We start from the raw sequence: 22,665 nt of genomic DNA, 5'->3' as shown, positions 1-22,665 counted from the left end.
CGCAGGACGTGAACGTCGGCAGCACATTCCGGACACTCCACCTGACGCCTCTTTTCCTATCCGCGAAAGTCGCGGCCATTTGCCATGGAGTCCTGATGCGCGGCAAGAGGTTCGGGCGGCTTGCCCGAACGAGGCGTTTTCGCGCAGGATGCGGGCATGGCGATACAGGGTTCCTGCCATTGCGGGCGGTGCGGATCGAAGTTCCGGAGGCACCCGAATGGGTCGGCAGCTGCAATTGCAGCTTTTGCCGCAAGATCGGGTCGCTGATGGCGTATTATCCGGATGACGGAAGGGTCAGGATCACCGGCGAGACGGTGGCCTACATTTGGGGCGACCGGATGATTTCCCAGCACCATTGCCCGGCCTGCGGATGCTACACCGATTGGCGCAGCACGGGCGGAAGCTACGGCAAGGTCGGCGTCAACGCGCGGCTGCTCGACGGGTTCGAGCTGCGCGACGGGCGCGTCCTGTTCGACGGCAACGCACTGGAAGTCCGGTTTCTCGATAACGCCGACTAGCGGTCAGCGCCGATCGGCCAGGTGCGAGCGGTGCGCCTGTCGAGCGCGCGGGCGGTGAGGAGGTCGGCGGCCATGGCTCCGCCGACGAAGGCGAGGGCTCCGGCGATGGCGCCCTTGCGGTTCGAGCCACGCAGCGCGAGGCCGAGCGCTCCGGCATCCATCGCGTCGCCGATCACGCGGTTCCACATGTTGGTCGACACGGCAGGGCCGCGCAGGAGCATTCCGCCGGCGGCGAGCTCGCGCAGGCCGAAGGCGAAGAGGGTGTTGCGCGCGGCACGGCTGCCCTCCAGCCCGAGCCAGCGCGCCAGCCGCCCAGGCGCGGCAACCTCCAGCAGTCCAAGCGCAATGCTGAAATAGCCGAGCCCGAGCGCGATCCGCTTGGTCGTGACCCCGCCCGTTTCCTTCCGATTTTCGTCAGCCATCGAGAATTTCCTTTCGATGCAAACAACATGCGGGGCGGAGACGCCGTTCCTACTGCTGATCGTCGACCCGCCTATGAACGAGCGCCGGTCGGCCTCGCGCGATTTCGGCGGAAGCGATCCCGGGATTTGCGAGCAAGAATTTTAGGACGCGATCCGGAGCATTGCTCAACAAGTTGGTAATCGCGCGCCGGCTGCTGCTTGCCGAACTCAGCGGCGATCCCGACGCGCGGGCGGCGTGGGCAGTGCTGCCGGCCGATTGGGAGAGAGCGGTGACGTTCCTGCCGCAGGACGATGAGCCGTCCGGCGTGCCGAGCTTTCGCGGCGCCGACATGCTGCTTACGGCGAGCGCCGGCTATTTGGCGGAGATTAGAGCCTGAATATTTACATTTGGGTCATGAGTAATAACAGTGGAAAGATCTGCTGCACCTTTCACGAGCATAACAAACATCACACCAATTATCATAATCGGAGCGGCAGCTAACCAAAAATATTGTTTGATGTTCTTGCTACCGTGGTTAACAAATTCAACAATCTCGGTTGGAAAAAGATTGATATTGTTGCGCAACGATTTCAGTGTGGCCTCGCTGTTTTGCACCTCGGTTGCTAATTCGGCTGATCGTTTTTCGAGCAGATCAGTCCGTTGCTGAAGGTCACGAAACCTTGCGTTGCCTTCGTCCAACGCCCTCGTTGCCTCACCGTTCTCGGTGATGAGTTCGTTCTTCTTGTGAGCAAGGTCGTCAACGGTCTTTTTCGCGCGCGAAGCGGTCTGTTTAAGGGTGGCAATTTCTCGGAGATAGTCTGCCTGTTGAGGTCGGCTTGTGCTGCGGCAGTTATCTTTTGATCCGCTTTCGCGACGACCTTGTCAGCAACGTCGACTATGCTCTGTTTCAAGCCTTCGAGATTGGACAGGGAATCTAAAGCGGCTGGAAGTCGGATACAACAGCGGCTCAGAAGACTTCAATTAATGGCTATTAAATCCGACTGATTTCCATCCGATGAAGCCTTCGCCGTCTTTCGCTTCGCATTATTCGGCGCGCTATCCACCACTTCGGGTTTCACACTAGCGCGCTCCAAAAGCGGCTTCAGATACTGCCCCGTAAAGCTTTCCCGGCAGGCGGCGATGTCTTCCGGGGTGCCGGTGACCACGATGCGGCCGCCGTTGACGCCTCCACCGGGGCCGAGGTCGATGACGTGGTCGGCGGTCTTGATGACGTCCAGGTTGTGTTCGATCACGACGACAGTGTTGCCGGTCTCAACCAGGCGGTGGAGCACCTCCATCAGCTTGCGCACGTCCTCGAAATGGAGGCCGGTGGTGGGCTCGTCGAGGATGTAGAGCGTCTTGCCGGTGGCCCGCCGCGACAGCTCCTTCGACAGCTTCACGCGCTGTGCCTCGCCGCCCGACAGGGTCGTCGCCTGCTGCCCGACCTTGATGTAGCCGAGGCCGACCTCCTGCAGCATGCGCATCTTGTCGCGGATGCCGGGACGGCCTTGAAGAACTCGGCCGCGTCCTCGACCGTCATGTCGAGCACGTCGGCGATCGACTTGCCCTTGAACTTCACCTCCAGCGTCTCGCGGTTGTAGCGCGCGCCGTGGCAGACGTCGCAGGTGACGTAGACGTCGGGCAGGAAGTGCATCTCGATCTTCAACAGGCCGTCGCCGGTGCATTTCTCGCAGCGGCCGCCCTTCACGTTGAAGCTGAAGCGGCCGGGCTTGTAGCCGCGCGCTTGCGCCTCCGGCAGGCCGGCGAACCAGTCGCGGATCTGGGTGAAGGCGCCGGTGTAGGTCGCCGGGTTAGACCGCGGAGTGCGGCCGATCGGCGACTGGTCGATATCGATGACCTTGTCGAGGTTGGCGAGGCCGTCGATGCCGTCGCACGGGCCGCAGACGATGCGGGCGCCGTTCAGCGCTCGGGCGGCGCCGGCGTAGAGCGTATCGATGGTCAGCGAGGATTTGCCCGAGCCGCTGACTCCGGTGACGCAGGTGAAGGTGCCGAGCGGGAACTTCGCGGTCACGTTCTGGAGATTATTGGCCTTGGCGCACTTCACGGTGACGAACTTGCCGCTGCCCTTCAGGCGCCTTTTCGGCAGCGGGATTTCGCGGCGGCCGGTGAGATAGTCGGCGGTGACGCTGGTTTCGCACGCGAGCAACTCGTCGAGCGTGCCCTGGCAGACGACCTCGCCGCCGTGAACGCCGGCGCCGGGGCCCATGTCGATCACATGGTCGGCGGTGCGGATCGCATCCTCGTCATGCTCGACGACGAGCACGGTGTTGCCGAGCGACTTCAGGCGCTTCAGCGTTTCGAGGAGGCGGTCGTTGTCCTTCTGGTGGAGGCCGATCGACGGTTCGTCGAGGACGTAGAGGACGCCGGAGAGGCCGGAGCCGATCTGCGAGGCGAGGCGGATGCGCTGGCTCTCGCCGCCGCTTAGCGTGCCCGACGTGCGGTCGAGGTGGAGATAGTCGAGGCCGACGTTGTGGAGGAAGCCGAGGCGCTCGTTGATTTCCTTGAGAATGACGTGCGCGATTTCCCGTTGAACCGGGTTGAGCTTGTCTTCGAGACTACCGAACCAGGCGTAGGCGTCCGCGACCGATCGGCGTGTGGAGAGGGAGATATCCTCGCCGGCGATCTTCACGCTGAGCGCTTCGGGCTTGAGGCGGGCGCCGTGGCAGACTTCGCACGGGCGGCTGGCCTGGTAGCGGCTGAGCTCCTCTCGCATCCAGGCGGACTCGGTCTGCAGCATGCGGCGGTTGAGGTTGCCGATCACGCCTTCGAACGGCTTCTTCACCTCGTAGGACTTGCGGCCGTCGACGAAGCGGAGGGTGACGGCGCGGCCCTTGGTGCCGAACAGGATGACGTCCCGCGCCTCCTCCGGCAGGTCGGCCCATGGCGTTTCGAGGTCGAAATCGTAGGCGCGGGCGAGCGAGCTCAGCACCTGCATGTAATAGGGCGAGGGCGGGTTGGACTTGGCCCAGGGGACGACGGCGCCCTTCTTGATCGACAGCGCGTGGTTGGGGACGACGAGGTCCTCGTCGAACACCAGCTTCTCGCCGAGGCCGTCGCAGGCGGGGCAGGCGCCCTGCGGCGCGTTGAAGCTGAACAGGCGCGGCTCGATCTCGGCGATGGTGAAGCCGCTGACCGGGCAGGCGAACTTCTCCGAGAAGAGGATGCGGCCGGGCGGGGAGTAGTCGAGCTTCATCCCCTTCGCGGTCGGCGCGTCTTCGGCGTCTGGTTGCGGGTCGGCGGGGTCGAGATAGGCGAGGCCCTCGGCGAGCTTCAGCGCAGTCTCGAAGCTGTCGGCGAGGCGCGGCTCGATGCCTTCGCGGACAACGATGCGGTCGACCACGATCTCGATGTCGTGCTTGTACTTCTTGTCGAGCGCCGGCGCGTCCTCGATGTCGTGGAACTCGCCGTCGATGCGGACGCGGGTGAAGCCGGCCTTCTGCCATTCCGCGAGCTCCTTGCGATACTCGCCCTTGCGGCCGCGCACGACGGGCGCGAGCAGATAATGGCGGCTGCCGTCGGGCAGGCCCATCACGCGGTCGACCATCTGGCTGACCTGCTGCGCCTCGATCGGGAGGCCGGTCGCGGGCGAGTAGGGAATGCCGACGCGCGCCCAGAGCAGGCGCATGTAGTCGTAGATCTCTGTGACCGTCGCGACCGTCGAGCGCGGGTTTCGCGAGGTAGTCTTCTGCTCGATCGAGATGGCGGGCGACAGGCCGTCGATATGCTCGACGTCCGGCTTTTGCATCATCTCCAGAAACTGACGCGCGTAAGCCGAGAGGCTCTCGACGTAGCGGCGCTGCCCCTCGGCGTAGATGGTGTCGAACGCGAGCGAGGATTTGCCCGAGCCGGAGAGGCCGGTGATGACCGTCAGGCTCTCGCGCGGGATGTCCACGTCGACCGCCTTCAGATTATGTTCGCGCGCCCCGCGGACGGAAATATGAGTCAGCATCAGCCGGTTTTCGTTCCGTTTATGTTCTGGTTAAACGAGCCACCGCTGATGGTCAACGCGGCTTAAGTCCATGTGGGTTCGCGCGGCGGATTCTGCAACTCATCGATAGCATTGGCGCGTTTGTCGATGCCGGGTATCTGCAGGTGCAGTGACGGCCGAAGTCGCGCCGTCAAATCAAACATTTGGGGCAAATGATGATTCTCTCTTACCGGCGCCGTGCATCGCGGTTTGGCGCAATGCTTCTCGCGTGCAGCGCACTCGTCGCCATTCCCGCTTCGGCGCAGGAATCGCCGACAACCGTCCACTTCGGCAAATGGGGTGTCGACCTGTCGACCCGCGACCTGTCGGTGAATCCCGGCGACGACTTCCAGCGCTACGCCGCCGGCAAGTGGATGGACGAGAACGAGATCCCGGCCGACAAATCGCAGAACGGCGTCGGATCCGAACTCGCCGACCGTAACCAGGAGCAGTTGCGTGCGATCGTCGCAAGCTCTCCGGCGAACAGCCAGATCGGCGCATTCTACGCCAGCTACATGGACGAGGCGCGGCTGGAGCAGCTCGACGCTGCGCCGCTGAAGGCTGACCTCGACCGCATCGCGGCGATCAAGACCAAGGACGAGTTCGCCAAGAGCATGGCCGACAGCTTCGCCGACTTCGGGTCGACTCTGTTCGGTGTCGGAGTCCTTCCCGATCCCGCCAATCCAACCATCAACATCGCGTTCGTCGGCTCGGGCGGGATGGGCTTGCCCGACCGCGACTATTACTTGCTCGACAAGTACAAGCCGCAGCGAGACGCTTACCGCGCTTACATCCAGCGTACGTTGGAGCTGACCAACACGCCGAATGCATCGGCAGCGGCGGACGAGGTGCTCGCGTTCGAAACGGAGATCGCCAAGGTATCCTGGCCGCAAGCCGACCTGCGCGACCTCGACAAGCTCAACAATCCCATGACCGCCGCGCAGCTCTCCGCTTACGCGCCCGGACTGGATTGGAACCGCTATCTTTCCGAAACGGGCGTCGTCGCTCCGAAGTATATCGTCGGGGACAATACGGCGGTGAAGGCGGTAGCGGCGCTTTACGAGACGACGCCGCTGGAAACGCTGAAGACCTGGCAGCGGTTCAAGGTCACCGACCAGGCCGGCAACTATCTTTCCAAGCGCTTCGTCGATAGCAAGTTCGCCTTCACCAAGACGCTGAGCGGAGCGAAGGAGCTTCGCCCTCGCTGGCGTCGCGGCATCGGCGAAGTCGACGGCCGGCTCGGCGAATTGCTTGGTCAAACTTACGTCGACAAATACTTCAGCCCGCAATCCAAGGCCGCGATGGAAGAGCTGGTCGCCAACCTTAAAAAGGCGGCGGCGGTCCGGATCCAGGAAAACAGCTGGATGGAGCCGGCGACCAAGAAGGCGGCCCTGACCAAGCTCGGCCGGATGGACGTCATGGTCGGCTATCCCGAGAAATTCCGCGACTTCTCGAAGCTGGAGATGAAGCCGGACGATCTGTACGGCAACGTGAAGCGCAGCGCGGCCTTCGAATGGGATTATGCGCTGAGCGATCTTGGTAAGCCTGTCGACCGCAAGAAGTGGGCGATGAGCCCGGCGACCGTGAACGCCTACAACGGCGGTCTCGAGAACAAGATCGTCTTCCCGGCCGGCATCCTGCAGCCGCCCTTCTTCGACCTGAGCGCGGACGACGCCGTCAATTACGGTGCGATCGGCGCGATCATCGGCCATGAAATCATGCACGGCTTCGACGACCAGGGCCGCAAGATCGACGAGAATGGCGCGATCCGGGACTGGTGGACAAAGGCGGATGCAACGCGGTTCAAGTCGCTAACCGACGCGCTCGGCAAGCAGTACGCGTCCTATGAAGCCGCGCCGGGCGTATTCATCAACGGCAACCTGACGATGGGCGAAAACATCGGTGACATGTCGGGCTGGAGGTCGCCTATTCGGCATACAAAATGTCGCTGAACGGCAAGCCCGCCCCTGTGATCGATGGTTTGACCGCGGACCAGCGCTTCTTCCTGTCCTTCGCCCAGGCGTGGCGCGGTGAGCAACGGGACGATGCGATCAAGACGCAGGTCGCGTCCGACCCGCATAGTCCGCGCCGTTACCGGATCATCGGTCCGCTTCGGAATCTCGACGCCTGGTACGCCGCGTTCGATATCAAGCCGGGCTCGAAGTTCTACATCCCGCCGGAGCAGCGCGTCCGGATCTGGTAATCGGCAAGTCGTTCCTCGACTGCTGAGGGGAGTGCGCGGCTGGGCATCGTCAGCCGCGCATTTCTTTGCGCGGGAAATCCTCGGCGGGAGTTTCGGCCTCTGCCGATTTACGGCCAGGCAGTGTGAAGACGTTGCTTGGCCAGCGTCCGGCAGGGCGCCAGTGCTGCTTTTTCAATCCTCGATGGTCGAGCCAGTCGACAATGGATTGCAGCCATTCGCCGCGGCGGATTGCGATCGGGTGCCAGGACAGAGGATCGAACCCGGTCCAAGGCATGAACGGTGAGCGGCGCGAAAATGCCCAGAGCTCCACACGCATGGTCGGCCGCGTCGATTGGGCGCGTGCATGGAAACCGCAGGTGTCGACCACTACCAGGGTGTTCGCTGGAACGCTGAAGTGTGTCGGTTGCGGAAGGCCGAGCTCCGCCAGCTCTTCTAACGCAATGCGAAATGAGCCGCGCTGTGACAGCCGGTCACCGGTTTCCAGCACGTCGACGCTCTTGCGTTTCTCCCACGCGATCCGGGCGTCCGACAGGCGATGCGATCCCGCGACGTAGGTCAGCGGCCGGCCATCGTCTGGGACGTCGGACAGGAAGAGCCAGGCCTTCATCGAAGGCTGGAACGTGTCGGCGTGAAGCTCGAGCTGCGGATCGGGCGGGCCCTCGGCAACCCCTCCGGCAATGGCCTGGACGTAGTACAGCGGCGCGCTTCGCGTACTCGCGACATAGGCCAGCAGGCCCTTCCACCGGCGGCTGTCCAGCAGCTTGGCGAGCTCCGGTAGACGGCGGCGGAAGCCGGGGCCGATGGGAATTCGATGCGTTAGGGTGTCGCCCTGTTGCTGGCTTCGGCACTCCAGGGCCGGATCGAGAAGTTCGCGCTGGAAGGACTGGAAGAGATCCTGGGGCAAGAAGTCGTGAATTAGCACATAGCCGTCGCGGTCGAACTGTTCACGAAGCTCGAGCGGGATGTCACCAGCAAGCCGACTTCGCCTCGAACGCGCCAAGGCATGTGCACCTTTGAGGCGCCAAACATGAAGGCCTGCTGCGTTCAGCCGCCTGGAACCGAGGATCGGGTTATCGACGAAGCTCTTCGCGCCGGTCAGCAGAGCGGCCAGCCAGAACGGCGCGCGCCACCAGGACTTCAGAATCGTTTGTTTAGGCGGCATGCGAAGAATCGCGTCCTTGCCTTGTAATCTTCGGCCGCGCGCCAGACCCGGAGCAGATACGCATCTCTATTAACTCGAGTACTTGATCATGGCTGAGCATATCCTTCTAGCAATTCTCATTCAGCTATTGGTTAGATTTATTTCCGGGAGTTGGTGGGCGGGTGCGGCAGCCGCTTGCGCATGGTTCATCTCCCGGGAGATTGCCCAGGCGGAATATCGCTGGATCGAGTATTTCGGGTCCGGCCTCCGCGCGAACATGCCATGGTGGGGCGCTTCGATCCGCGGGTGTGGAACAAGGTCTATCCCTGGCTCGACTGGATTCTGCCTTCGCTCGTGACGATCGGGATCGCGGCGTTCGTTCAGCGAAGATCGAAGGTCGCGACCTCTTCATAGTGCGGCCCGTGGCGTGACAGCTTGCTTTCGAACAGGATGAAGCGGTTAACCCAGAAGGTCTCGGACCTTAACTCCGAGTTGCGCCGCATGAACGCCTCGATCGCCCCGGAGCCCCGCCGATTCCAGCGGGCGAGCGTGATATGAGGCGAAAAAGCGCGATGCTCGGGCTCGAGTCCCGCCTGCTGGATGGCGCGTTCGACCTTGGCCGCAAGCGCAGCGACCGGAGCTTTCGGTTCGACGCCCGCCCACAAGGCACCGCCGCTGCGGCGTTCGAACTTCCCAACGCCGGCCACTCGCAACTCGAACACCGCCGAATGGATCTGGCCCAGCGCAGAAGCGATGTCCGAGGCGACCGGACGCTCGACTTCTCCAACAAACCGTAGCGTCAAGTGGAGCTGCTCATCGCCGACCCAGCGCAGCGCAGGACTGTCGTCCATGGCGTCTATCAGCAGGTCGCGAACACCCTCCGGCGGGCGGATGGCGACGAACAACCGGTGCATCGCTCTCCTTTCGCACGAATGAACGAGATTTCACCTCGTCCGGTTTCGCTTGAATCACTCTCGGCAATTACCGATATTGCGCTTCGGGAGCATGGGCCCTTAGCCCATCCGATAGGAGAAAGAATGCAGAACCAGTTTGACCCGCGCACGACGACCGGCGTGAATACCACCGCAACGGTTGGTGTTCCGCGCGCCGCCCGCGATGCGGGCCTCCGGTCCTACATGCTGTCTGTTTACAATTACATGGCATCGGGCGTGCTGCTGACCGGCATCGTCGCCCTGCTGTTTGCACCCTATGCTCAAGACGCACTGATCAGTGCGAGCGGACGCGGCCTCAGCGGCCTCGGCTGGATCGTGACTCTGGCGCCGCTCGGTTTCGTCATGGTCATGAGCTTCGGCCTCAACCGTCTCTCGACCGGGGCGTTGCAGATGCTGTTCTGGGCATTTGCGACGGTGATGGGCCTGTCGATGTCGACGATCTTCATCACGTACACCGGCACCTCGATCGCTCAGACGTTCTTCGCGGTTGCTGCGGCGTTCCTTGGCCTTAGCCTCTACGGCTACACGACCAAGCGCGACCTCAGTGGGCTAGGAACGTTCCTGATCATGGGCGTCGTCGGCCTGCTGGTCGCGATGTTGCTGAACCTTTGGCTGCAGTCGCCTGCGATGCAGATGGCGATCAGCGCAATCGGCGTCCTGCTGTTTGCGGCCCTGACCGCTTACGACACGCAGAAGATCAAGAGCATGTATGCCTACGTCGCTGGCACCGACATGATGGGCAAGGTCGTGATCATGGGGCGCTGAACCTCTACCTCGACTTCGTGAACATGTTCATGTTCCTGCTGCAGTTCATGGGCAACCGCCGCTAAGGCGTCGCCCGGAGCGAAATGGGAGGGCCGGCGGGAAACCGTCGGCCCTTTCTATTTGCGCTTTGCCCAGTTCTCCGCATCGAGTTCGAAATAGACGCTGTCGCACCATTGATCGCCGATCTGGAAGGTTCGCTCCTCCCGTCCGGTCTCCTGGAAGCCGAGCCCCGCCAATAGCCTGATCGAGCCCTCGTTACGGGGTCGACGTCCGCGGTGACCGCTGGAAGCTGGTGTACTCCAAAGGCGCGATCGAGGACGAACTCGAGCGCCTCCCGCGCATAACCGCGTCCCCAATAATCCGGATGGAAAATGAAGCCGATCTCCGGGAAGCGCCACAGCCCGGCCTTGCCGATCAGCTTGCCGCCGAGTTCGACGACGAAATCTTCGCCCTCGGAAGGCGGGATGGCGAGCATCGAAGCAAGCCAATCCCACGTCTGCTCAATACGATCGTGCGGGAGCGACGACCAATAGGTCATTGCGCGGGGGTCGCTGAGAATCCCGTGCATGGCCACGAGGTCGCTTTCGCGCGCCGGCCTGAGTGTCAGTCGTTTGGTGCGGAACTCCATGAGCCCCGCTTACCAAGTCAGCCGAGATGCTGCTTGAAAAAGGCGATCGTACGCTTCCATGCCAAATCCGCAGCCGCCTTGTCGTAGCGCTCTGCCGACGTGTCGTTGTTGAAGGCGTGGTTGACGCCTTCGTAGAGGTAGAACTTCACCGGCTTGCCGACCGCGCGAAGCGCGTCGACCCACGGAAATGAGGTGCGGTTGACCCGGTCGTCGAGGCCGGCGTCATGGATCAGCAGCGGGGCTTGCACCTTTGATGCCTCCGACGCGTCCGGCGCGGAGCCGTAGAAGGATACGCCGGCGGCCAGCTTGTCGCCCGCGGCAACCGCCAGCCGATTGACGAAGCCGCCGCCCCAGCAGAAGCCGACGGATCCGACCTTCCCTCCGCGGCTCGACCTGGCGAGCTCGTCCAGCATCGCAACGGCGTCGTTGACCGATTTGGCGAGATCGAGCTTGCCGATCGCCTCTCTAGCCGCGTCTTCGTTGGCGGGTGTCCCGCCTGACAGCGAAAGGAAATCCGGGGCGACTGCACGGAAGCCCGCCACTGCGAGGCGCCGGGCGATATCGCGAATATGGTCGTTAAGCCCCCGGTTTTCGTGAATGACTAGGACCGTTGGCTTCAGCGATCGCGATCGCGGCTCTGCGACATAGGCCTTGTATCCGCCGACCAGGTCCTGCGTCCGCGCGACGAGCCGCTTGTCGTCGGCCGGGACGATCGCCGCAGCGGCTGGGGTAGCGGCAATCGCGCCGATCATGGCCTCCGCTGCCGCAACGCTACCGGCGAGGGCCACCATACGGGCCATGAAAACGCGCCGGTCTAGGCCCTCGTGCGTGAAGCGATCGTAAAGCGCGATCGCCTGCTTCCTGAGCTGGGTGTCCATCGTCAGGCCGGCTGCGGCTGTTGAGCCTGGGCCTCGGCGACGAGCCTGGAGTCGATCTCCTGCGCCCGGCGGTAGGGGTCGCGGTCAGTCATCCGCCGAGCATAATCGACGAACACTGGATTCGGATCGAGCAGGTTGAAGGCGAGCATGAAGTTGACCATCGAGCCGACGAACAGGTCGGCCGCAGTGAAATGATCTGCGGCAATGTAGTTTCGCCCGGTCAGGGCTTTTTCCAGCGTGCCGATCGCTAGATCGAAATTGCCGTAACCGATCATGCGTTGGCGCTCTGGCGTCGGCTCCCAACCTGCGGCGCGATTGCTGAACGCGGCTTCGATCGGTCCGGATGCAAAGAAGATCCAGCGATAATAGTCCGCCCTGTCGTCGGTCGGCGGTGCGAGGTTCGCCTCGGGAAACGCATCGGCCAGGTAGCAGCAGATTGCCGCTACTTCGGTCACGACCTTGCCTTTGTGCTTGATTGCCGGGACTTTCCCCATCGGATTGACCGACAGGTACGGCTCGGTCTTCATGGTCGTGGCGTAATCGAGGATTTCCGTGTCGTAGGGAGCGCCGATCTCCTCCAGCATCCACCGTACTGTCTGCCCACGCGATTGCGGGTTGGTGTAGAAAATGAGGTCCGCCATTTTCGCTCTCCCTGATTAGAACAAAGCAGGAACTACTCCGCCTCGAGCGATTGCTCAAGCATCTCCAGCATGGCTTGCAGGGATTTCACCCTGATGACGCCGCGCCCGACGGCGCCGAAATGCTCCTCGCGGTGCCGGATGTCACAACCATGTCGGGCAAGGGCCATGTGCACCAGGCCTTCTTCGTCTCCTTCGGCGCCAGGCCCGGCGAAGCCCGTGACGCTGATGGCAATGTCCGCACTCGATCGCTCCAGGGCTCCGGCTGCCATCGCCTTGGCAACGATTGCGGAAACCGCATTGTTGCGGTCAAGCAAATCATCGGGGTACCGAGGAGCTCCGACTTCGCTTCCTTCGTGTAGGTGACGAAGCCGCGTTCAAAGCCGTGGCCGGCACCTTCGATGTCGGTCAGCAGCGCTGCCAGCATTCCGCCAGTGCAACTTTCCGCCGTGGCGACCTTCAGATCCTTTTCACATAGCCGCCGCATCAGGCGCTCGGCCTGCTCGTCCAGGTCGTCCGGGAGGGCAGGCTCGAGCGTTTCGCTCAACCGCGTTCCCCGGGCTTCTTCTCAGATGCGGCCGGCACCGACGAGCGTTCGGAAGCCGACCGGTCGCGCGCAGCACGGAATTCGCTGTCCGCGCTCCAGTTGGGCCAGTCGCTGCCGTTCGCCAGCCTCAACCCGACGGCGTGGAGCAGCTCGGCATCCTCGGCCATGCCTGTGAAATCCCAGTCCGGCGAATATTCGTCGGCGGGCTGATGATACATCTTCGCAGTGTAGTTTTCCGACCAGGCCTTTGCCCGAGCGACGCCGCCGTTCACCAGGTCTTGCCCGGGGCCAAAGCTCATAGCCGGTATGCCAACCTTGGCCAGGGTGAAGTGGTCCGAGCGGAAGAAGCCGCCGGTCTCGGGGCGTGGGTCGGGTGTGTAGCGGCGGCCGCGCTTGGCGCCTTCCTCGACCAGGATGTCGAGCAGCCCGAATTTCTGGTTGCCGCGAATGGTGAAGTCCTTCGCCGGGCCGAGCACGCCGAGAACGTCGGTATTGATCACCCCCGCAGTCAGGGCCGCCGGATAGAGCGGATTGGCCGCGTAATATTCGCTCCCGAGGAGGCCTTTCTCCTCCGCGGTCACGGCCATGAAGACCACCGAACGCTGCGGGCGAGGGCCTGTCGCGAATGCGCGCGCCTGCTCGATCAGCTGCGCCAGGCCCGTGCCATTGTCGATGGCACCGTTGTAGATGCGGTCGCCACTGGCGTCCGGCAGGCCAATGCCGAGATGGTCCCAGTGCGCGGTGTAGATGACGGTCTCGTTCGGACGCGCGGCTCCGGGCAGGATTCCGACCACGTTGTGGGAGGTGATGACTTCCGTCTTGGCGCTGCCGTGGACGTCCAGGGCGGCCTTCAGCGGAACGGGTTTGAAGTCCTTCCGCTTGGCCGCCTCCTTCATCGCTTCGAAACTGGTGCCGGACGCCGTGAACAACTGCGCCGCCAGGTCGCGCTGGATCCAGCCTTCCAGCGGCGGATGCTCGCCGCGCGGGTTCTTGCGGACGATGTCGAACATCGCGTTCGTGTTCGAGTTCTTGACCGTCGCCCAGCCATAGCTCGCGGGCGCGGTCTCGTGGATAACCAGCACGCCCAGGGCGCCTTGCCGAGCGCCCTCCTCATACTTGTAGGTCCAGCGGCCGTAATAGGTCATCGCCTTGCCGCCGAAGTCGCCTTCGCCCCTTCGAAATCGGGATCGTTGACGAGCATGACGAGGATCTTGCCCCGGGCGTCCAGGCCCTTGAAATCGTCCCAATTCCGCTCCGGCGCTTTCACTCCATAGCCGACGAAGACCAAGGGAGCGCCGTTGATCGCGAGCGCCTTGTCGCCGTTGGTGGGTGCGCGGACCGCGATCTGTTCGCCTTGGGTGAGCGCTGTCGCGGTACCGGCGAGGTTGAGACTGACGTGCGGCGCCGACGCAAACTCCGACTTCAGCAACGGAACAGCTTGAGTCCATGCCCTTTTGCCATTGGTCAGGTCGCCGCCGGGCTGCAGGCCGGCCCTGCGAATTGCTTGCTGAGATAATCGACGGTCAGGGTCTCGCCCTCGGTCGCCGGAGCGCGGCCCTGGAAGGCGTCCGAGCCAAGCGTCTGCACGTGCTGCGACAAGCGTTGCGGGCTGAAACTGCCCGTGTCGGCGGCGGAAACGGGAACGGCCACGATCGCGAGGGCGGTCGCGGCGAACAAGGATACGGTCTTCACTTTACTCTCCCAGAGTCACAAGCTGCGGCGGCTGGCCGAATGACGACCAGCCGCCGAAAAGGTTGCAAGGGCGATACTTACTGCCCTGCGGGCGGGGAAGAGCCGTTCGTCGAATTGGCCGCCGTGCCTGGCTTCTGCCGATAGCGGTCGAACCAGGCGATGATAGCGCTCGCCTTGGCGGCTGACTGGCTCGGCCGTGCGGCGATCCCACCGTGGCTGGCGTCGGGCACCTTGACCAAAGCCGTTGGAACCCGCTGAAGCTTCAGCGCCGAATAAAGCTGCTCGGCTTCGCTGACAGGCGTGCGATAGTCCGAGGCTCCAACGACCACTAGCGTCGGGGTCTTCACATTGGCCATCAAGCTCAGCGGCGACCGCGCCCAGTACGACTGGTAATTCTCCCATGGCTGGGCGCCCATCCAATAGGGTCCGAAGAAGGGCGTGCCATCGGATGTCAGCGCCATGCTGGTCCAATTGGTGACCGGCTTCTGGGCGGCCGCCGCCTTGAAGCGGTTGGTCTTGCCGACGATCCACGCAGTCAGGATGCCGCCGCCCGATCCGCCGGTGACGAACAGGTTGTTCGGATCGACCGCGCCGCTCGCAATCGCCGCGTCGACGGCCGCCATCAGGTCGGCGTAGTCGCTGTCCGGATAGGTCTTCTCGATCCCATCCGCGAACGCCTGGCCATAGCCGGTTGAGCCGCGCGGGTTGGTATAGAGCACGGCGTAACCGGCTGCGGAATACAGCTGGTAGTCGGTCGAGAAGTGCGGGCCGTAGGCGGCGTAGGGGCCGCCATGGATTTCCAGGATCATCGGGACGCGCTGTCCCTCCTGGTACGTCGGCGGCAGCAGGAGCCACGACGGCACCCGGCCCCGTCTGGAGCGGCCACATCCAGGGTCCGCAGCGTGCCGAGATTCTTCGATCCCAGGCTAAGGTCGTTGAGCCGGGTCAGCTTGCGCATGGCTCCGCCGCTCGAAACCGCGACGTCGGTCGGCCGGTCATAGGAGTTGGTGGTGAATGCGACCGTTCCGTTGCGCGCAACGCTGAAGCCGCCGCCTGCGTATGGCCGGTCGTAGCCCGCATCCGCGACATCGCGCGTGATTGGCCTCACACTCCCGTCGAGCCCGATGCGCGAGACGGTGACCGAGCCGCTTTCTTCATAGGCTGCGTAGATCGCGCGCCCATCCGCCGACCAGCGGATCTGGTTGATCCCGCGGTCCAGGCCCGGCGCAACCAAACGCGATCCGCCGCCATTGGTGCTCATCACATAGAGGTCAGCTTGCTCGTAGCCCTTCTTGTGATCGTCGAAGCCCAGGTAGGCGATGCTTCGTCCGTCGGGCGATGCCACGGGGGAGGCGTCGGGCCCGTTGCGGCTGGTCAGCGCGGTTACCGTTCCGCTGTCGATGTCGAGGCGATAAACCTCGCTATCGACGACGGTCATCTCCCAGTCGGGCTTGCGAACCGCGCTGAACAGGATCGCGCGCCCGTCGGGCGTCCATTCCGGAGCGCCGTCATGAAAGGCGCCGAAGGTGAGCTGCCGCGGCGCGCCGCCGTTGGCGTCGACCATGAAGATGTGGTCGAACCCGGCCTTGACGTAGCCGCCGTCGTCGGTGCGGTATGTCACCTTGTCGATGATCTCGAGCGGCTTCGCCCACTGCGCACCCTCGGGCTTTTCGGGGCGGAGCCGAGCCTCGGTCCGTCGTCGGGCACCGTCATCAGATAGGCGATGCGTGTCCCGTCGGGCGACCAGGCAATGCCCTGCGGACTGTCCGGAAGGCCGGTGACGCGGACCGACTGACCGGTATCCATCCAGCGCACGAACAGCTGCGGAGCGCCGCCTTCGCCGGTCGAGGCGTAGGCGAGCCGCCGGCCGTCCGGGGACCAGCGCGGGCTGAAGTGGTCGCCCGTGCCCGTGACCAAAGGACGCTGCTCGCCGGTCGCGACGTTGATGACCCAGATCGACGAGCGGGCCTTGTCGGTCATGATATCTGCCGTCTTGCGGACGTAGGCGATCGTCCGTCCGTCGGGGCTGATCTGAGCATCCGTTGCCGCGCTTAGGTTGAAAAGGTCGCCACCGGTGAAGATTGGGTTTGGACCCTCGGCGGGGGCGGCAAGCGCCGGCGCTGCAAACGCGGTCGCGGAAAGCAGCAGCGCCCATGGCGCAAGCGAGTGGGCAAGACGACGCATTTTCGGAAAGCTCCCCTGATTGAAGCCGTGCACGATTCAACTTTCTGTGCCCTCCGACAAGCATTGTCGCTGCAACTGGACGCGCGTCCGCTTTGCCTGTCATACTTCGGGCATGAAAAGGCCTTGTGCCGCAGTTCTTTGCGCCTTTCTTCTCGGCTGCGCGGCCGAGGGCGAATATCCAAAGCCCTCCGAAGCGGAGATTGATCGGGTGGAAGCCAGGCTCGCGGATCACCCCTGCGTGGGCTCGCTCGATTCGTGGGAGCGGAACTACCGTTATGGGGAGCGCCGGCGGACGTTCTGGCCACAGATCGATCATGCCGACCTGGACGTCATCACCTTCCACCTTCGCCGTGCCGGGACGGTGGAAATCATACCGGGCAGGGCGATTTTCAGCACCGGGAGCGGCGACTGGCCGGACAGCCGGGCGATCCGCGCGATCGACGGCTCTTTGGTGCTCAGCAGCGGCCGGCTGAGTGTCAGCCGTTGCCAGGCGGAGCCTAAGGCACGATCGTCGTGAGCAGGTAGGCCCCGAAGATCACCACATGCACTGCTCCGTGGAGGACAGTCGTCCGGCCGCGGGCCAGCGAGAGCGCGCTCACGAACAACGTCAGCGCGAGCAGGACAATGCCCTTCGGATCCAGGCCCAGAGCCAGTGGCAGTCCAAGGAAGAACGACGTGATCGTCACCGCCGGGATGGTCAGCCCAATGGTCGCCAGCGCCGATCCGAGGGCGAGGTTCAGGCTCGTCTGGAGGCGGTTGGAAAGCGCCGCGCGCACGGCCGCCACACCTTCCGGAAGGAGGACGATCGCAGCGATTGCGACCCCGACGACGGCCCGCGGAAGGTCCGCCTGGGTAACGGCGGCCTCCAGTGTCGGCGATAATGTCTTGGCCATCAGGACCACCGCGCCGAGACTGACCAGAAGCGCGCCAAGCGAAAGCCAGGTTTGCGCCGGACTCGGGGAGCGGCGTGGGCTTCCGGCTCCGCCTGCAGGCCGCCCTTGGGGAGAAAATAGTCGCGATTGCCAACCGTCTGCACGAACACGAACGTCAGGTAGAGCAGGAGCGAGAAAGCAGCGACGAAGGCAAGTTGCGGCCTGCTGTAGACGGGACCCATCACGGTCGTCGTGAAATTCGGCAGGACGAGTGTGAGGATCATCAGCGTCGCGAGGGTGCTGAGCGCCGCGGTCGCGCCGGTGCGCGTGAACCGCGCTTCTCGCTGATGCTTGGCTGCTGCAATCAGGCAAAGGCCGAGCAGCAGGTTGAGGATGATCATGCCTGCCGCAAACACGGTGTCGCGGGTCAGGGTCAGAGCTGCCTCTCGATTGGCCAGCATCAGGGACACGATCAGCCCCACTTCGATGATCGTAACCGCCACTGCCAAGATCAGCGTTCCGAACGGTTCGCCAACCCGATGAGCGACCGTCTCGGCGTGATGAACCGCAGCGATGACGACGCCGATCAAGGTCAGGCCGGTGACCAGCGGCCAACTTAGCCCTGCCCAGGCGGCGAACAGCACGAGCCATCCAATGAATGGGAGCGCAAGGTTGGCGTTGCGGCTGGTCGATTGCATCGCTCAGGCTATTGCCGAGCATGCCCGATAAGGCCACCCCGCATCGACGGGCTTAGACGCACAGCCGATACGCTATTGCCCGTTTCAATTGTCAGACTAAAGCAGTGAAGAAGTCCGGTTGCCGGGTACGGCATCGGTGGCATTGGCCCGGGAGTGGAAGTGGCAAGACCTGCGTCCTCAAGTTCTGAGTGCCTTCGCATTCACGGGAAGCTTGCTCGCGACCTCGGTGTGCAGATCGTATCCGGGGTCATCCGCCCCGGTGAGCTCTTGGAGACGGAGCTGGCGGCGAGCGAGCGTCACCAGGTCTCTCGCGCAGCCTACCGTGAAGCGGTACGTATCCTTGCCGCAAAGGGATTGGTGGTTTCCCGGCCAAAGGTCGGAACGCGAGTCACTCCTCGGGAGCAATGGCATCTCCTTGATCCGGACGTCCTCGCCTGGATTTTCCAGTCCGATCCTGAAGACCAAGTGCTCGAGGCTCTGTTCGAATTGCGCATGGTGGTGGAGCCGGAGGCCGCGGCCCTGGCGGCGGAGCGGCGAACCAGCGATCAAGTCGCCATCATGCGCGAGGCCTTGCGCGACATGACTGAGCATACGCTTGGCACGGCGGAAGGTCGCGCGGCGGATCAGCGGTTTCACACCACGCTTCTGCTTGCATCGGCCAATCCGTTCCTTCGGACCCTCACCAGCAGCATCTCGACGGCAGTGTCGTGGACGACCGCTCTAAAGCAGCGTGTCCGCCCGCTGGTCCGAGACCCGGTGCCGGACCACGCCGAAGTGCTGGAAGCCATCGCGTCGCGCGATCCGGACGCCGCAAGACGCGCGATGAGGAAGCTGGTGGAATTGGCGCTGTTCGATACCAGGACTGCCCCGCAAGCACCCTCCGGACGGCGTTCCAAGCGCTCCAAAGCTGCCTGAACCAGCGCACGTGGGCTTGCACCTCATCCAGCTCAAGGACCATCGCGGCGAGCGGATTGTTGCGGCCTTCCTGGACGATGTTGCCTGGCGGCTGGGCAAGATCGCAACCGTTTTCGAATTGGCGGCGCTGGCGATCGAACGAGACGTCTCGCTTTCCGAACTGGTCACCGAGCTGCGGACGGACGACCAGGTTGATCTGGCGGCAGCGGAGAAGGAAGGGCGGCTGCTTCCCGCCATCGACCATCCCGATCCAGCCCGGTTTCACCTGACTGGCACTGGTCTCACCCACCTCGGGTCCGCCGAAGGCCGGGACAAGATGCACAAGCAGGCGGCCGCCGGCGCGACGACCGACTCCATGCGCATGTTCCTGATGGGCATCGAGGGCGGCAAGCCGGAGCAAGGTCCGGGCTCCCAGCCGGAATGGTTCTTCAAGGGGGACGGGACCTCGCTCGTCGGTCCTGGCGAAAACCTTCGCTCGCCCGAGTTCGCCCTGGACGGCGGAGAAGAGCCGGAAATCGCGGGAATCTACGTCATCGATGCGGAAGGCAGGCCACGCCGCCTTGGCTTCGCGCTGGCCAACGAATTCTCCGATCACATCACCGAGCGGCACAATTATCTCTGGCTTGCCCATTCCAAGCTTCGCCCGGCGGCGCTCGGCGCGGAGATCCTGACCGGCGAGCTGCCGGCCGACGTGCGAGGGACCAGCCGAATCCGGCGGAATGGCGAGGTTCTGTGGGAAGCGCCGTTCCTGTCAGGCGAGGCGAACATGTCGCATTCGATCGCCAACCTCGAGCACCATCATTTCAAATATGGCCTGTTCCGCAGGCCGGGCGACGTCCACGTCCATTTTTTCGGGACGGCCACGCTGTCGTTCGCGCAATCGATCACGGCCGAGCCCGGCGACATCTTCGAAATTGAAGCCGAGCCCTTCGCACTGAAGCTCCGCAATCGCCTGACGATCGCGGAGCCGAGCGAGGTTCAGGTGACGCCACTCTAGATATTTTGGCATCGAAACTTGGGGGAGAGACAATGCGATCGAGTTCCGCGGGCAGATTGATCAAGGGCGCCTGCATGGCCGCGCTTCTGGCAAGCCAGGCGCTGCCTGCGTTCGCGCAGTCCGCTTCCGCTCCGGTGCAAGTGCGGGTTCAGGCCAACGCTCCCGGACCGAAGATCGACCGGGACATCTTCGGACAGTTCGCGGAGCATCTCGGCACGGGTATCTACGGCGGCGTCTGGGTCGGACCGGACTCGACCATTCCCAACGTCCGCGGAATTCGGACCGACGTCGTCGAGGCGCTACGCGAGATCAAGGTGCCCAACGTGCGCTGGCCTGGCGGGTGCTTTGCCGACGAATATCACTGGCGCGAAGGCATCGGACCGGCCGCGAAGAGGCCTGCGCGCCTTAACGCCAGCTGGGGCAGTGTCATCGAGCCGAACTCTTTCGGCACGCACGAATTCATGGACTTCGTCGACCAGCTTGGCGCCGAGGTCTTCCTGTCCGTGAACGTCGGGTCGGGTACCGTCCAGGAGGCCGCCGACTGGATGGAGTATCTGACCGCCGACAAGCCGACGACGCTCCAGCAGGAGCGTGCCGCCAATGGCCATCCCGCCCCCTACAAGATCAAGTATCTTGGCCTCGGCAACGAAAACTGGGGCTGCGGCGGCGCAATGTCGAACACCCACTACGTCGAGGAGATGAAGAGCTTCGCGCATTATTCGCGCAACCTGAATCCTTCGCAGACCGGCGAGAATGCAATGAAGCGTGTCGCGGTCGGCTGGGACAGCGGCGACAGCGACTACACCGAAGACGTCATGAAGGCCTGGAAGAACAAGGTCTGGAGCTGGGACATCGAAGGCATTTCGCTCCACGGCTACACCATCCCGAACACCTGGGAGAAGAAGGGGCCCAGCGTCGGCTTTGGCGAAGACGAATATGCCAAGGGCATCAAGGCAACGCTCAAGATGAAGGACTGGATCGCCAAGCAGACCGCGATCATGGATCGATACGATCCCGACAAGAAGCTGGGCCTTTACGTCGATGAATGGGGCATCTGGGTCGACCCCAACCCGGGCAGCAATCCCGGCTTCCTGCAGCAGCAGAACACGATGCGCGATGCTGTCATTGCCGCGCTGAACCTCAACCTGTTTATGCGCAACGCCGACCGCATCCGGGGCACGAACATCGCGCAGATGGTCAACGTCCTGCAGGCGATGATCCTGACCGACGGGCCGAAGATGCTGCTGACGCCGACGTACCATGTCTATCACATGTACGTGCCGTTTCATGACGCGAAGGCGGTGCCGGTAACCTTTGACGCGGGCAGCTACACCCACGGTGGCGTGACCGTGCCGCGCGTCGATGCAGTGGCCGCGCGCGACACGTCGGGCAAGCTTTGGCTGGCGCTGGTCAATGTGGATGCAAACAAGCCGGCGCGGTTCGATGTGGCTTTTGACGGCGTGAATGCGCGTGGCGCCTCCGGCCGCATCCTGACGGCCACAGCCGCCGACGCGCATAACAGCTTCGAAAATCCGAACAGCGTCGTGCCGCGGCCGTTTTCCGGGCGAGCATCCGGCGGGCAGCTTCGGTTCGAACTTCCGGCCAAATCGATCGCGGTCGTCCAGGTTCAATGATGGCCGCGTGGAAGAAAGAGGGAATGAAGTGATGAAGTATGTCGCTCTGACGATTGCGGCCGCGGCCGTGGCCCTCACCGGCTGCGGGCAGGGGGAAGCGCAGGCAAGGCCGACGGTAAGGAGCTCGTCGTCGGCTTCTCGCAGATCGGATCGGAATCCGGCTGGCGGACCGCTGAGACCAACGCGGCCCGGGCCGCCGCGGATCAGCGCAAGGTCGATCTCCGGATTTCGGACGCGCAGCAGCGCCAGGAGAACCAGATCAAGGCAATTCGCGCGTTCATTGCGCAAGGCGTGGACGGCATCCTGGTCGCGCCAGTCGTCGCGACGGGCTGGGACCAGGTCCTGCGCGAGGCAAAGGCCGCGAACATTCCGGTCATCCTGGTCGACCGCCAGATCGAGACGTCCGACCCCAACCTGTATTTGTCTGCGGTGACGTCCGACCAGGTTCTCGAGGCCGAACGGCTGGGGAATGGCTGGTGAAGACCGTCGGCGGCAAGGATTGCTCGGTCGTGGAGCTTCAGGGAACAGTGGGTTCGAGCCCGGCAATTGCCCGAAAGAAGGGTTTCGACGAAGCCATCGGCAAGGCGCCGAACATCAAGACGGTCGTGAGCCAGTCCGGTGACTTTACGCGCGCCAAGGCCAAGGAGGTCATGGAAAGCGCGATCAAGTCGCTCGGCAACGCCAAGATCTGCGCCGTCTATGCGCACAACGACGACATGATGATCGGCGCGATCCAGGCGATGAAGGAGGCCGGGCTGCGTCCGGGCAAGGACGTGCTGACCGTCTCGATCGACGCAGTGCCTGACATCTTCAAGGCGATGGCCGACGGTGAGGCGAACGCGACCGTCGAGCTCACGCCGGAAATGGCCGGACCGGCGCTGGACATGCTGATCGCCTACAAGAAGGACGGCAAGGCGGCGCCGAAATGGCATCAGACTCCGACGAAGCTGTTCCTGCCGGATACTGCGGCGGCCGAGTACGAGCGCCGCAAGACCCTGTACTGAGCCAAGCA

23 protein-coding genes and 4 pseudogenes are annotated in these 22,665 nt (G+C 63.6%); 11 read left to right on the top strand and 16 right to left on the bottom strand.

Translation table 11 applies throughout. From position 1 onward, the window contains the following. The first annotated feature begins 8 nt into the window (after positions 1-8). Complete coding sequence (locus tag H9L15_RS16695; RefSeq protein WP_223276417.1) at positions 9-518, top strand: GFA family protein; 510 nt, start codon at positions 9-11, stop codon at positions 516-518. On the opposite strand, the gene H9L15_RS01590 is transcribed toward H9L15_RS16695, so the two are convergent. Next, entirely contained in the window at positions 515-940 is a 426-nt protein-coding gene (locus tag H9L15_RS01590) for a hypothetical protein (protein ID WP_187714937.1), read from the bottom strand. The two genes, H9L15_RS16695 and H9L15_RS01590, sit on opposite strands and share 4 nt — an antisense overlap. Positions 941-1,101: 161 nt before the next feature. On the opposite strand from H9L15_RS01590, the gene H9L15_RS01585 reads away from it, so the two are divergent. Further along, on the top strand, positions 1,102-1,317 hold the full coding sequence (locus tag H9L15_RS01585) for a hypothetical protein (RefSeq protein ID WP_187714936.1): 216 nt from the start codon (positions 1,102-1,104) through the stop codon (positions 1,315-1,317). Here H9L15_RS01585 and H9L15_RS01580 read toward each other — a convergent pair. From H9L15_RS01580 to uvrA, 3 genes are all read right to left on the bottom strand, one after another. Next, a complete protein-coding gene (locus tag H9L15_RS01580) occupies positions 1,293-1,619 on the bottom strand; it encodes a hypothetical protein (protein WP_187714935.1) in 327 nt (108 codons plus the stop codon). The genes H9L15_RS01585 and H9L15_RS01580 overlap by 25 nt on opposite strands. 278 nt (positions 1,620-1,897) lie before the next feature. Next, a complete protein-coding gene (locus H9L15_RS20700) occupies positions 1,898-2,398 on the bottom strand; it encodes a hypothetical protein (protein WP_455567143.1) in 501 nt (166 codons plus the stop codon). Then, positions 2,317-4,890, bottom strand: coding sequence for an excinuclease ABC subunit UvrA (uvrA, locus tag H9L15_RS01575; protein ID WP_455567142.1), 2,574 nt, complete (start codon positions 4,888-4,890; stop codon positions 2,317-2,319). The genes H9L15_RS20700 and uvrA overlap by 82 nt, the downstream gene beginning before the upstream one ends. A 191-nt stretch (positions 4,891-5,081) precedes the next feature. On the opposite strand from uvrA, the pseudogene H9L15_RS01570 reads away from it, so the two are divergent. Continuing rightward, a pseudogene (locus tag H9L15_RS01570) lies at positions 5,082-7,111 on the top strand (M13 family metallopeptidase). 49 nt (positions 7,112-7,160) lie between these two features. Here the strand turns inward: H9L15_RS01570 and H9L15_RS01565 are convergent. Next, a complete protein-coding gene (locus tag H9L15_RS01565) occupies positions 7,161-8,273 on the bottom strand; it encodes a phytanoyl-CoA dioxygenase family protein (protein WP_187714934.1) in 1,113 nt (370 codons plus the stop codon). Positions 8,274-8,361: 88 nt separating this feature from the next. On the opposite strand from H9L15_RS01565, the gene H9L15_RS16690 reads away from it, so the two are divergent. Beyond that, positions 8,362-8,610, top strand: coding sequence for a hypothetical protein (locus H9L15_RS16690; protein ID WP_223276416.1), 249 nt, complete (start codon positions 8,362-8,364; stop codon positions 8,608-8,610). Positions 8,611-8,632: 22 nt separating this feature from the next. Here H9L15_RS16690 and thpR read toward each other — a convergent pair whose 3' ends face one another. Further along, positions 8,633-9,166, bottom strand: coding sequence for an RNA 2',3'-cyclic phosphodiesterase (thpR, locus tag H9L15_RS01560; RefSeq protein ID WP_187714933.1), 534 nt, complete (start codon positions 9,164-9,166; stop codon positions 8,633-8,635). 123 nt (positions 9,167-9,289) lie between these two features. Here thpR and H9L15_RS01555 point away from each other — a divergent pair. Next, a pseudogene (locus H9L15_RS01555) lies at positions 9,290-10,035 on the top strand (Bax inhibitor-1/YccA family protein). On the opposite strand, the gene H9L15_RS01550 reads toward H9L15_RS01555, so the two are convergent. The 8 genes and pseudogenes from H9L15_RS01550 to H9L15_RS01525 form a co-directional block, all read right to left on the bottom strand. Next, the gene (locus H9L15_RS01550) at positions 10,032-10,598 is read right to left on the bottom strand and encodes a GNAT family N-acetyltransferase (protein WP_317617557.1); all 567 of its coding nucleotides are present in this window, start codon (positions 10,596-10,598) and stop codon (positions 10,032-10,034) included. The pseudogene H9L15_RS01555 and the gene H9L15_RS01550 overlap by 4 nt on opposite strands. Positions 10,599-10,615: 17 nt before the next feature. After that, positions 10,616-11,476 (bottom strand): dienelactone hydrolase family protein, encoded by an 861-nt coding sequence (locus H9L15_RS01545; RefSeq protein WP_187714932.1) that lies wholly within the window; start codon positions 11,474-11,476, stop codon positions 10,616-10,618. Positions 11,477-11,478: 2 nt separating this feature from the next. After that, positions 11,479-12,117: a glutathione S-transferase family protein gene (locus tag H9L15_RS01540; protein WP_187714931.1), complete on the bottom strand. Its 639-nt coding sequence runs from the start codon at positions 12,115-12,117 to the stop codon at positions 11,479-11,481. 32 nt (positions 12,118-12,149) lie between these two features. Next, a pseudogene (locus tag H9L15_RS01535) lies at positions 12,150-12,601 on the bottom strand (CinA family protein). Between the two features lie 56 nt (positions 12,602-12,657). Beyond that, positions 12,658-13,806, bottom strand: coding sequence for a M28 family metallopeptidase (locus H9L15_RS01530; RefSeq protein WP_223276415.1), 1,149 nt, complete (start codon positions 13,804-13,806; stop codon positions 12,658-12,660). Next, a complete protein-coding gene (locus H9L15_RS16685; protein WP_223276414.1) occupies positions 13,803-14,090 on the bottom strand; it encodes a protease-associated domain-containing protein in 288 nt (95 codons plus the stop codon). The genes H9L15_RS01530 and H9L15_RS16685 overlap by 4 nt, the downstream gene beginning before the upstream one ends. 35 nt (positions 14,091-14,125) lie before the next feature. Continuing rightward, positions 14,126-14,353, bottom strand: a complete 228-nt coding sequence (locus H9L15_RS16680) for a hypothetical protein (RefSeq protein ID WP_223276413.1) — start codon at positions 14,351-14,353, stop codon at positions 14,126-14,128. A 77-nt stretch (positions 14,354-14,430) separates the two neighbouring features. Then, positions 14,431-16,537: pseudogene (locus H9L15_RS01525) on the bottom strand (prolyl oligopeptidase family serine peptidase). A 238-nt stretch (positions 16,538-16,775) separates the two neighbouring features. On the opposite strand from H9L15_RS01525, the gene H9L15_RS01520 reads away from it, so the two are divergent. Next, entirely contained in the window at positions 16,776-17,054 is a 279-nt protein-coding gene (locus tag H9L15_RS01520) for a hypothetical protein (protein ID WP_223276412.1), read from the top strand. On the opposite strand, the gene H9L15_RS16675 is transcribed toward H9L15_RS01520, so the two are convergent. Both H9L15_RS16675 and H9L15_RS16670 read right to left on the bottom strand, forming a co-directional pair. Further along, positions 17,035-17,430: a hypothetical protein gene (locus H9L15_RS16675; protein WP_262984873.1), complete on the bottom strand. Its 396-nt coding sequence runs from the start codon at positions 17,428-17,430 to the stop codon at positions 17,035-17,037. The two genes, H9L15_RS01520 and H9L15_RS16675, sit on opposite strands and share 20 nt — an antisense overlap. Beyond that, entirely contained in the window at positions 17,430-18,107 is a 678-nt protein-coding gene (locus H9L15_RS16670) for a hypothetical protein (protein ID WP_223276411.1), read from the bottom strand. The genes H9L15_RS16675 and H9L15_RS16670 overlap by 1 nt, the downstream gene beginning before the upstream one ends. Positions 18,108-18,266: 159 nt before the next feature. Here H9L15_RS16670 and H9L15_RS01510 point away from each other — a divergent pair, with 159 nt between their 5' ends. The 5 genes from H9L15_RS01510 to H9L15_RS19285 all read left to right on the top strand — a co-directional run bounded on the left by H9L15_RS01510 (position 18,267) and on the right by H9L15_RS19285 (position 22,657). Beyond that, positions 18,267-19,022 carry a FadR/GntR family transcriptional regulator gene (locus H9L15_RS01510; RefSeq protein ID WP_223276410.1) on the top strand — a complete coding sequence of 252 codons (756 nt, stop codon included), beginning with the start codon at positions 18,267-18,269 and terminating at the stop codon, positions 19,020-19,022. Positions 19,023-19,032: 10 nt separating this feature from the next. Next, positions 19,033-20,019: an AraD1 family protein gene (gene araD1, locus H9L15_RS01505; protein ID WP_187714929.1), complete on the top strand. Its 987-nt coding sequence runs from the start codon at positions 19,033-19,035 to the stop codon at positions 20,017-20,019. 32 nt (positions 20,020-20,051) lie between these two features. Then, positions 20,052-21,653, top strand: a complete 1,602-nt coding sequence (locus H9L15_RS01500; protein ID WP_223276409.1) for an alpha-N-arabinofuranosidase — start codon at positions 20,052-20,054, stop codon at positions 21,651-21,653. Between the two features lie 81 nt (positions 21,654-21,734). Beyond that, positions 21,735-22,133 (top strand): substrate-binding domain-containing protein, encoded by a 399-nt coding sequence (locus tag H9L15_RS19290; RefSeq protein WP_317617627.1) that lies wholly within the window; start codon positions 21,735-21,737, stop codon positions 22,131-22,133. Next, on the top strand, positions 22,130-22,657 hold the full coding sequence (locus H9L15_RS19285; protein ID WP_317617556.1) for a substrate-binding domain-containing protein: 528 nt from the start codon (positions 22,130-22,132) through the stop codon (positions 22,655-22,657). The genes H9L15_RS19290 and H9L15_RS19285 overlap by 4 nt, the downstream gene beginning before the upstream one ends. The last annotated feature ends 8 nt before the right edge of the window (positions 22,658-22,665 follow it).

Origin of the sequence: Sphingomonas daechungensis (assembly GCF_014489495.1) — a bacterium.
Taxonomy (GTDB): Bacteria; Pseudomonadota; Alphaproteobacteria; order Sphingomonadales; family Sphingomonadaceae; genus Sphingomicrobium; species Sphingomicrobium daechungense.
This window is presented reverse-complemented; position numbering and strand designations above follow the sequence as displayed.

Bases quoted from the DNA above. Each gene is read 5' to 3' on its own strand.
- H9L15_RS16670 (WP_223276411.1), bottom strand. From the start codon at position 18,107: ATGCAATCGACCAGCCGCAACGCCAACCTTGCGCTCCCATTCATTGGA.
- H9L15_RS01500 (WP_223276409.1), top strand. From the start codon at position 20,052: ATGCGATCGAGTTCCGCGGGCAGATTGATCAAGGGCGCCTGCATGGCC.
- thpR (WP_187714933.1), bottom strand. From the start codon at position 9,166: ATGCACCGGTTGTTCGTCGCCATCCGCCCGCCGGAGGGTGTTCGCGAC.
- H9L15_RS01565 (WP_187714934.1), bottom strand. From the start codon at position 8,273: ATGCCGCCTAAACAAACGATTCTGAAGTCCTGGTGGCGCGCGCCGTTC.
- H9L15_RS16690 (WP_223276416.1), top strand. From the start codon at position 8,362: ATGGCTGAGCATATCCTTCTAGCAATTCTCATTCAGCTATTGGTTAGA.
- H9L15_RS01545 (WP_187714932.1), bottom strand. From the start codon at position 11,476: ATGGACACCCAGCTCAGGAAGCAGGCGATCGCGCTTTACGATCGCTTC.
- H9L15_RS01530 (WP_223276415.1), bottom strand. From the start codon at position 13,806: ATGACCTATTACGGCCGCTGGACCTACAAGTATGAGGAGGGCGCTCGG.
- H9L15_RS01590 (WP_187714937.1), bottom strand. From the start codon at position 940: ATGGCTGACGAAAATCGGAAGGAAACGGGCGGGGTCACGACCAAGCGG.
- H9L15_RS20700 (WP_455567143.1), bottom strand. From the start codon at position 2,398: ATGCTGCAGGAGGTCGGCCTCGGCTACATCAAGGTCGGGCAGCAGGCG.
- H9L15_RS16675 (WP_262984873.1), bottom strand. From the start codon at position 17,430: ATGGCCAAGACATTATCGCCGACACTGGAGGCCGCCGTTACCCAGGCG.
- H9L15_RS01550 (WP_317617557.1), bottom strand. From the start codon at position 10,598: ATGGAGTTCCGCACCAAACGACTGACACTCAGGCCGGCGCGCGAAAGC.
- uvrA (WP_455567142.1), bottom strand. From the start codon at position 4,890: ATGCTGACTCATATTTCCGTCCGCGGGGCGCGCGAACATAATCTGAAG.
- H9L15_RS01540 (WP_187714931.1), bottom strand. From the start codon at position 12,117: ATGGCGGACCTCATTTTCTACACCAACCCGCAATCGCGTGGGCAGACA.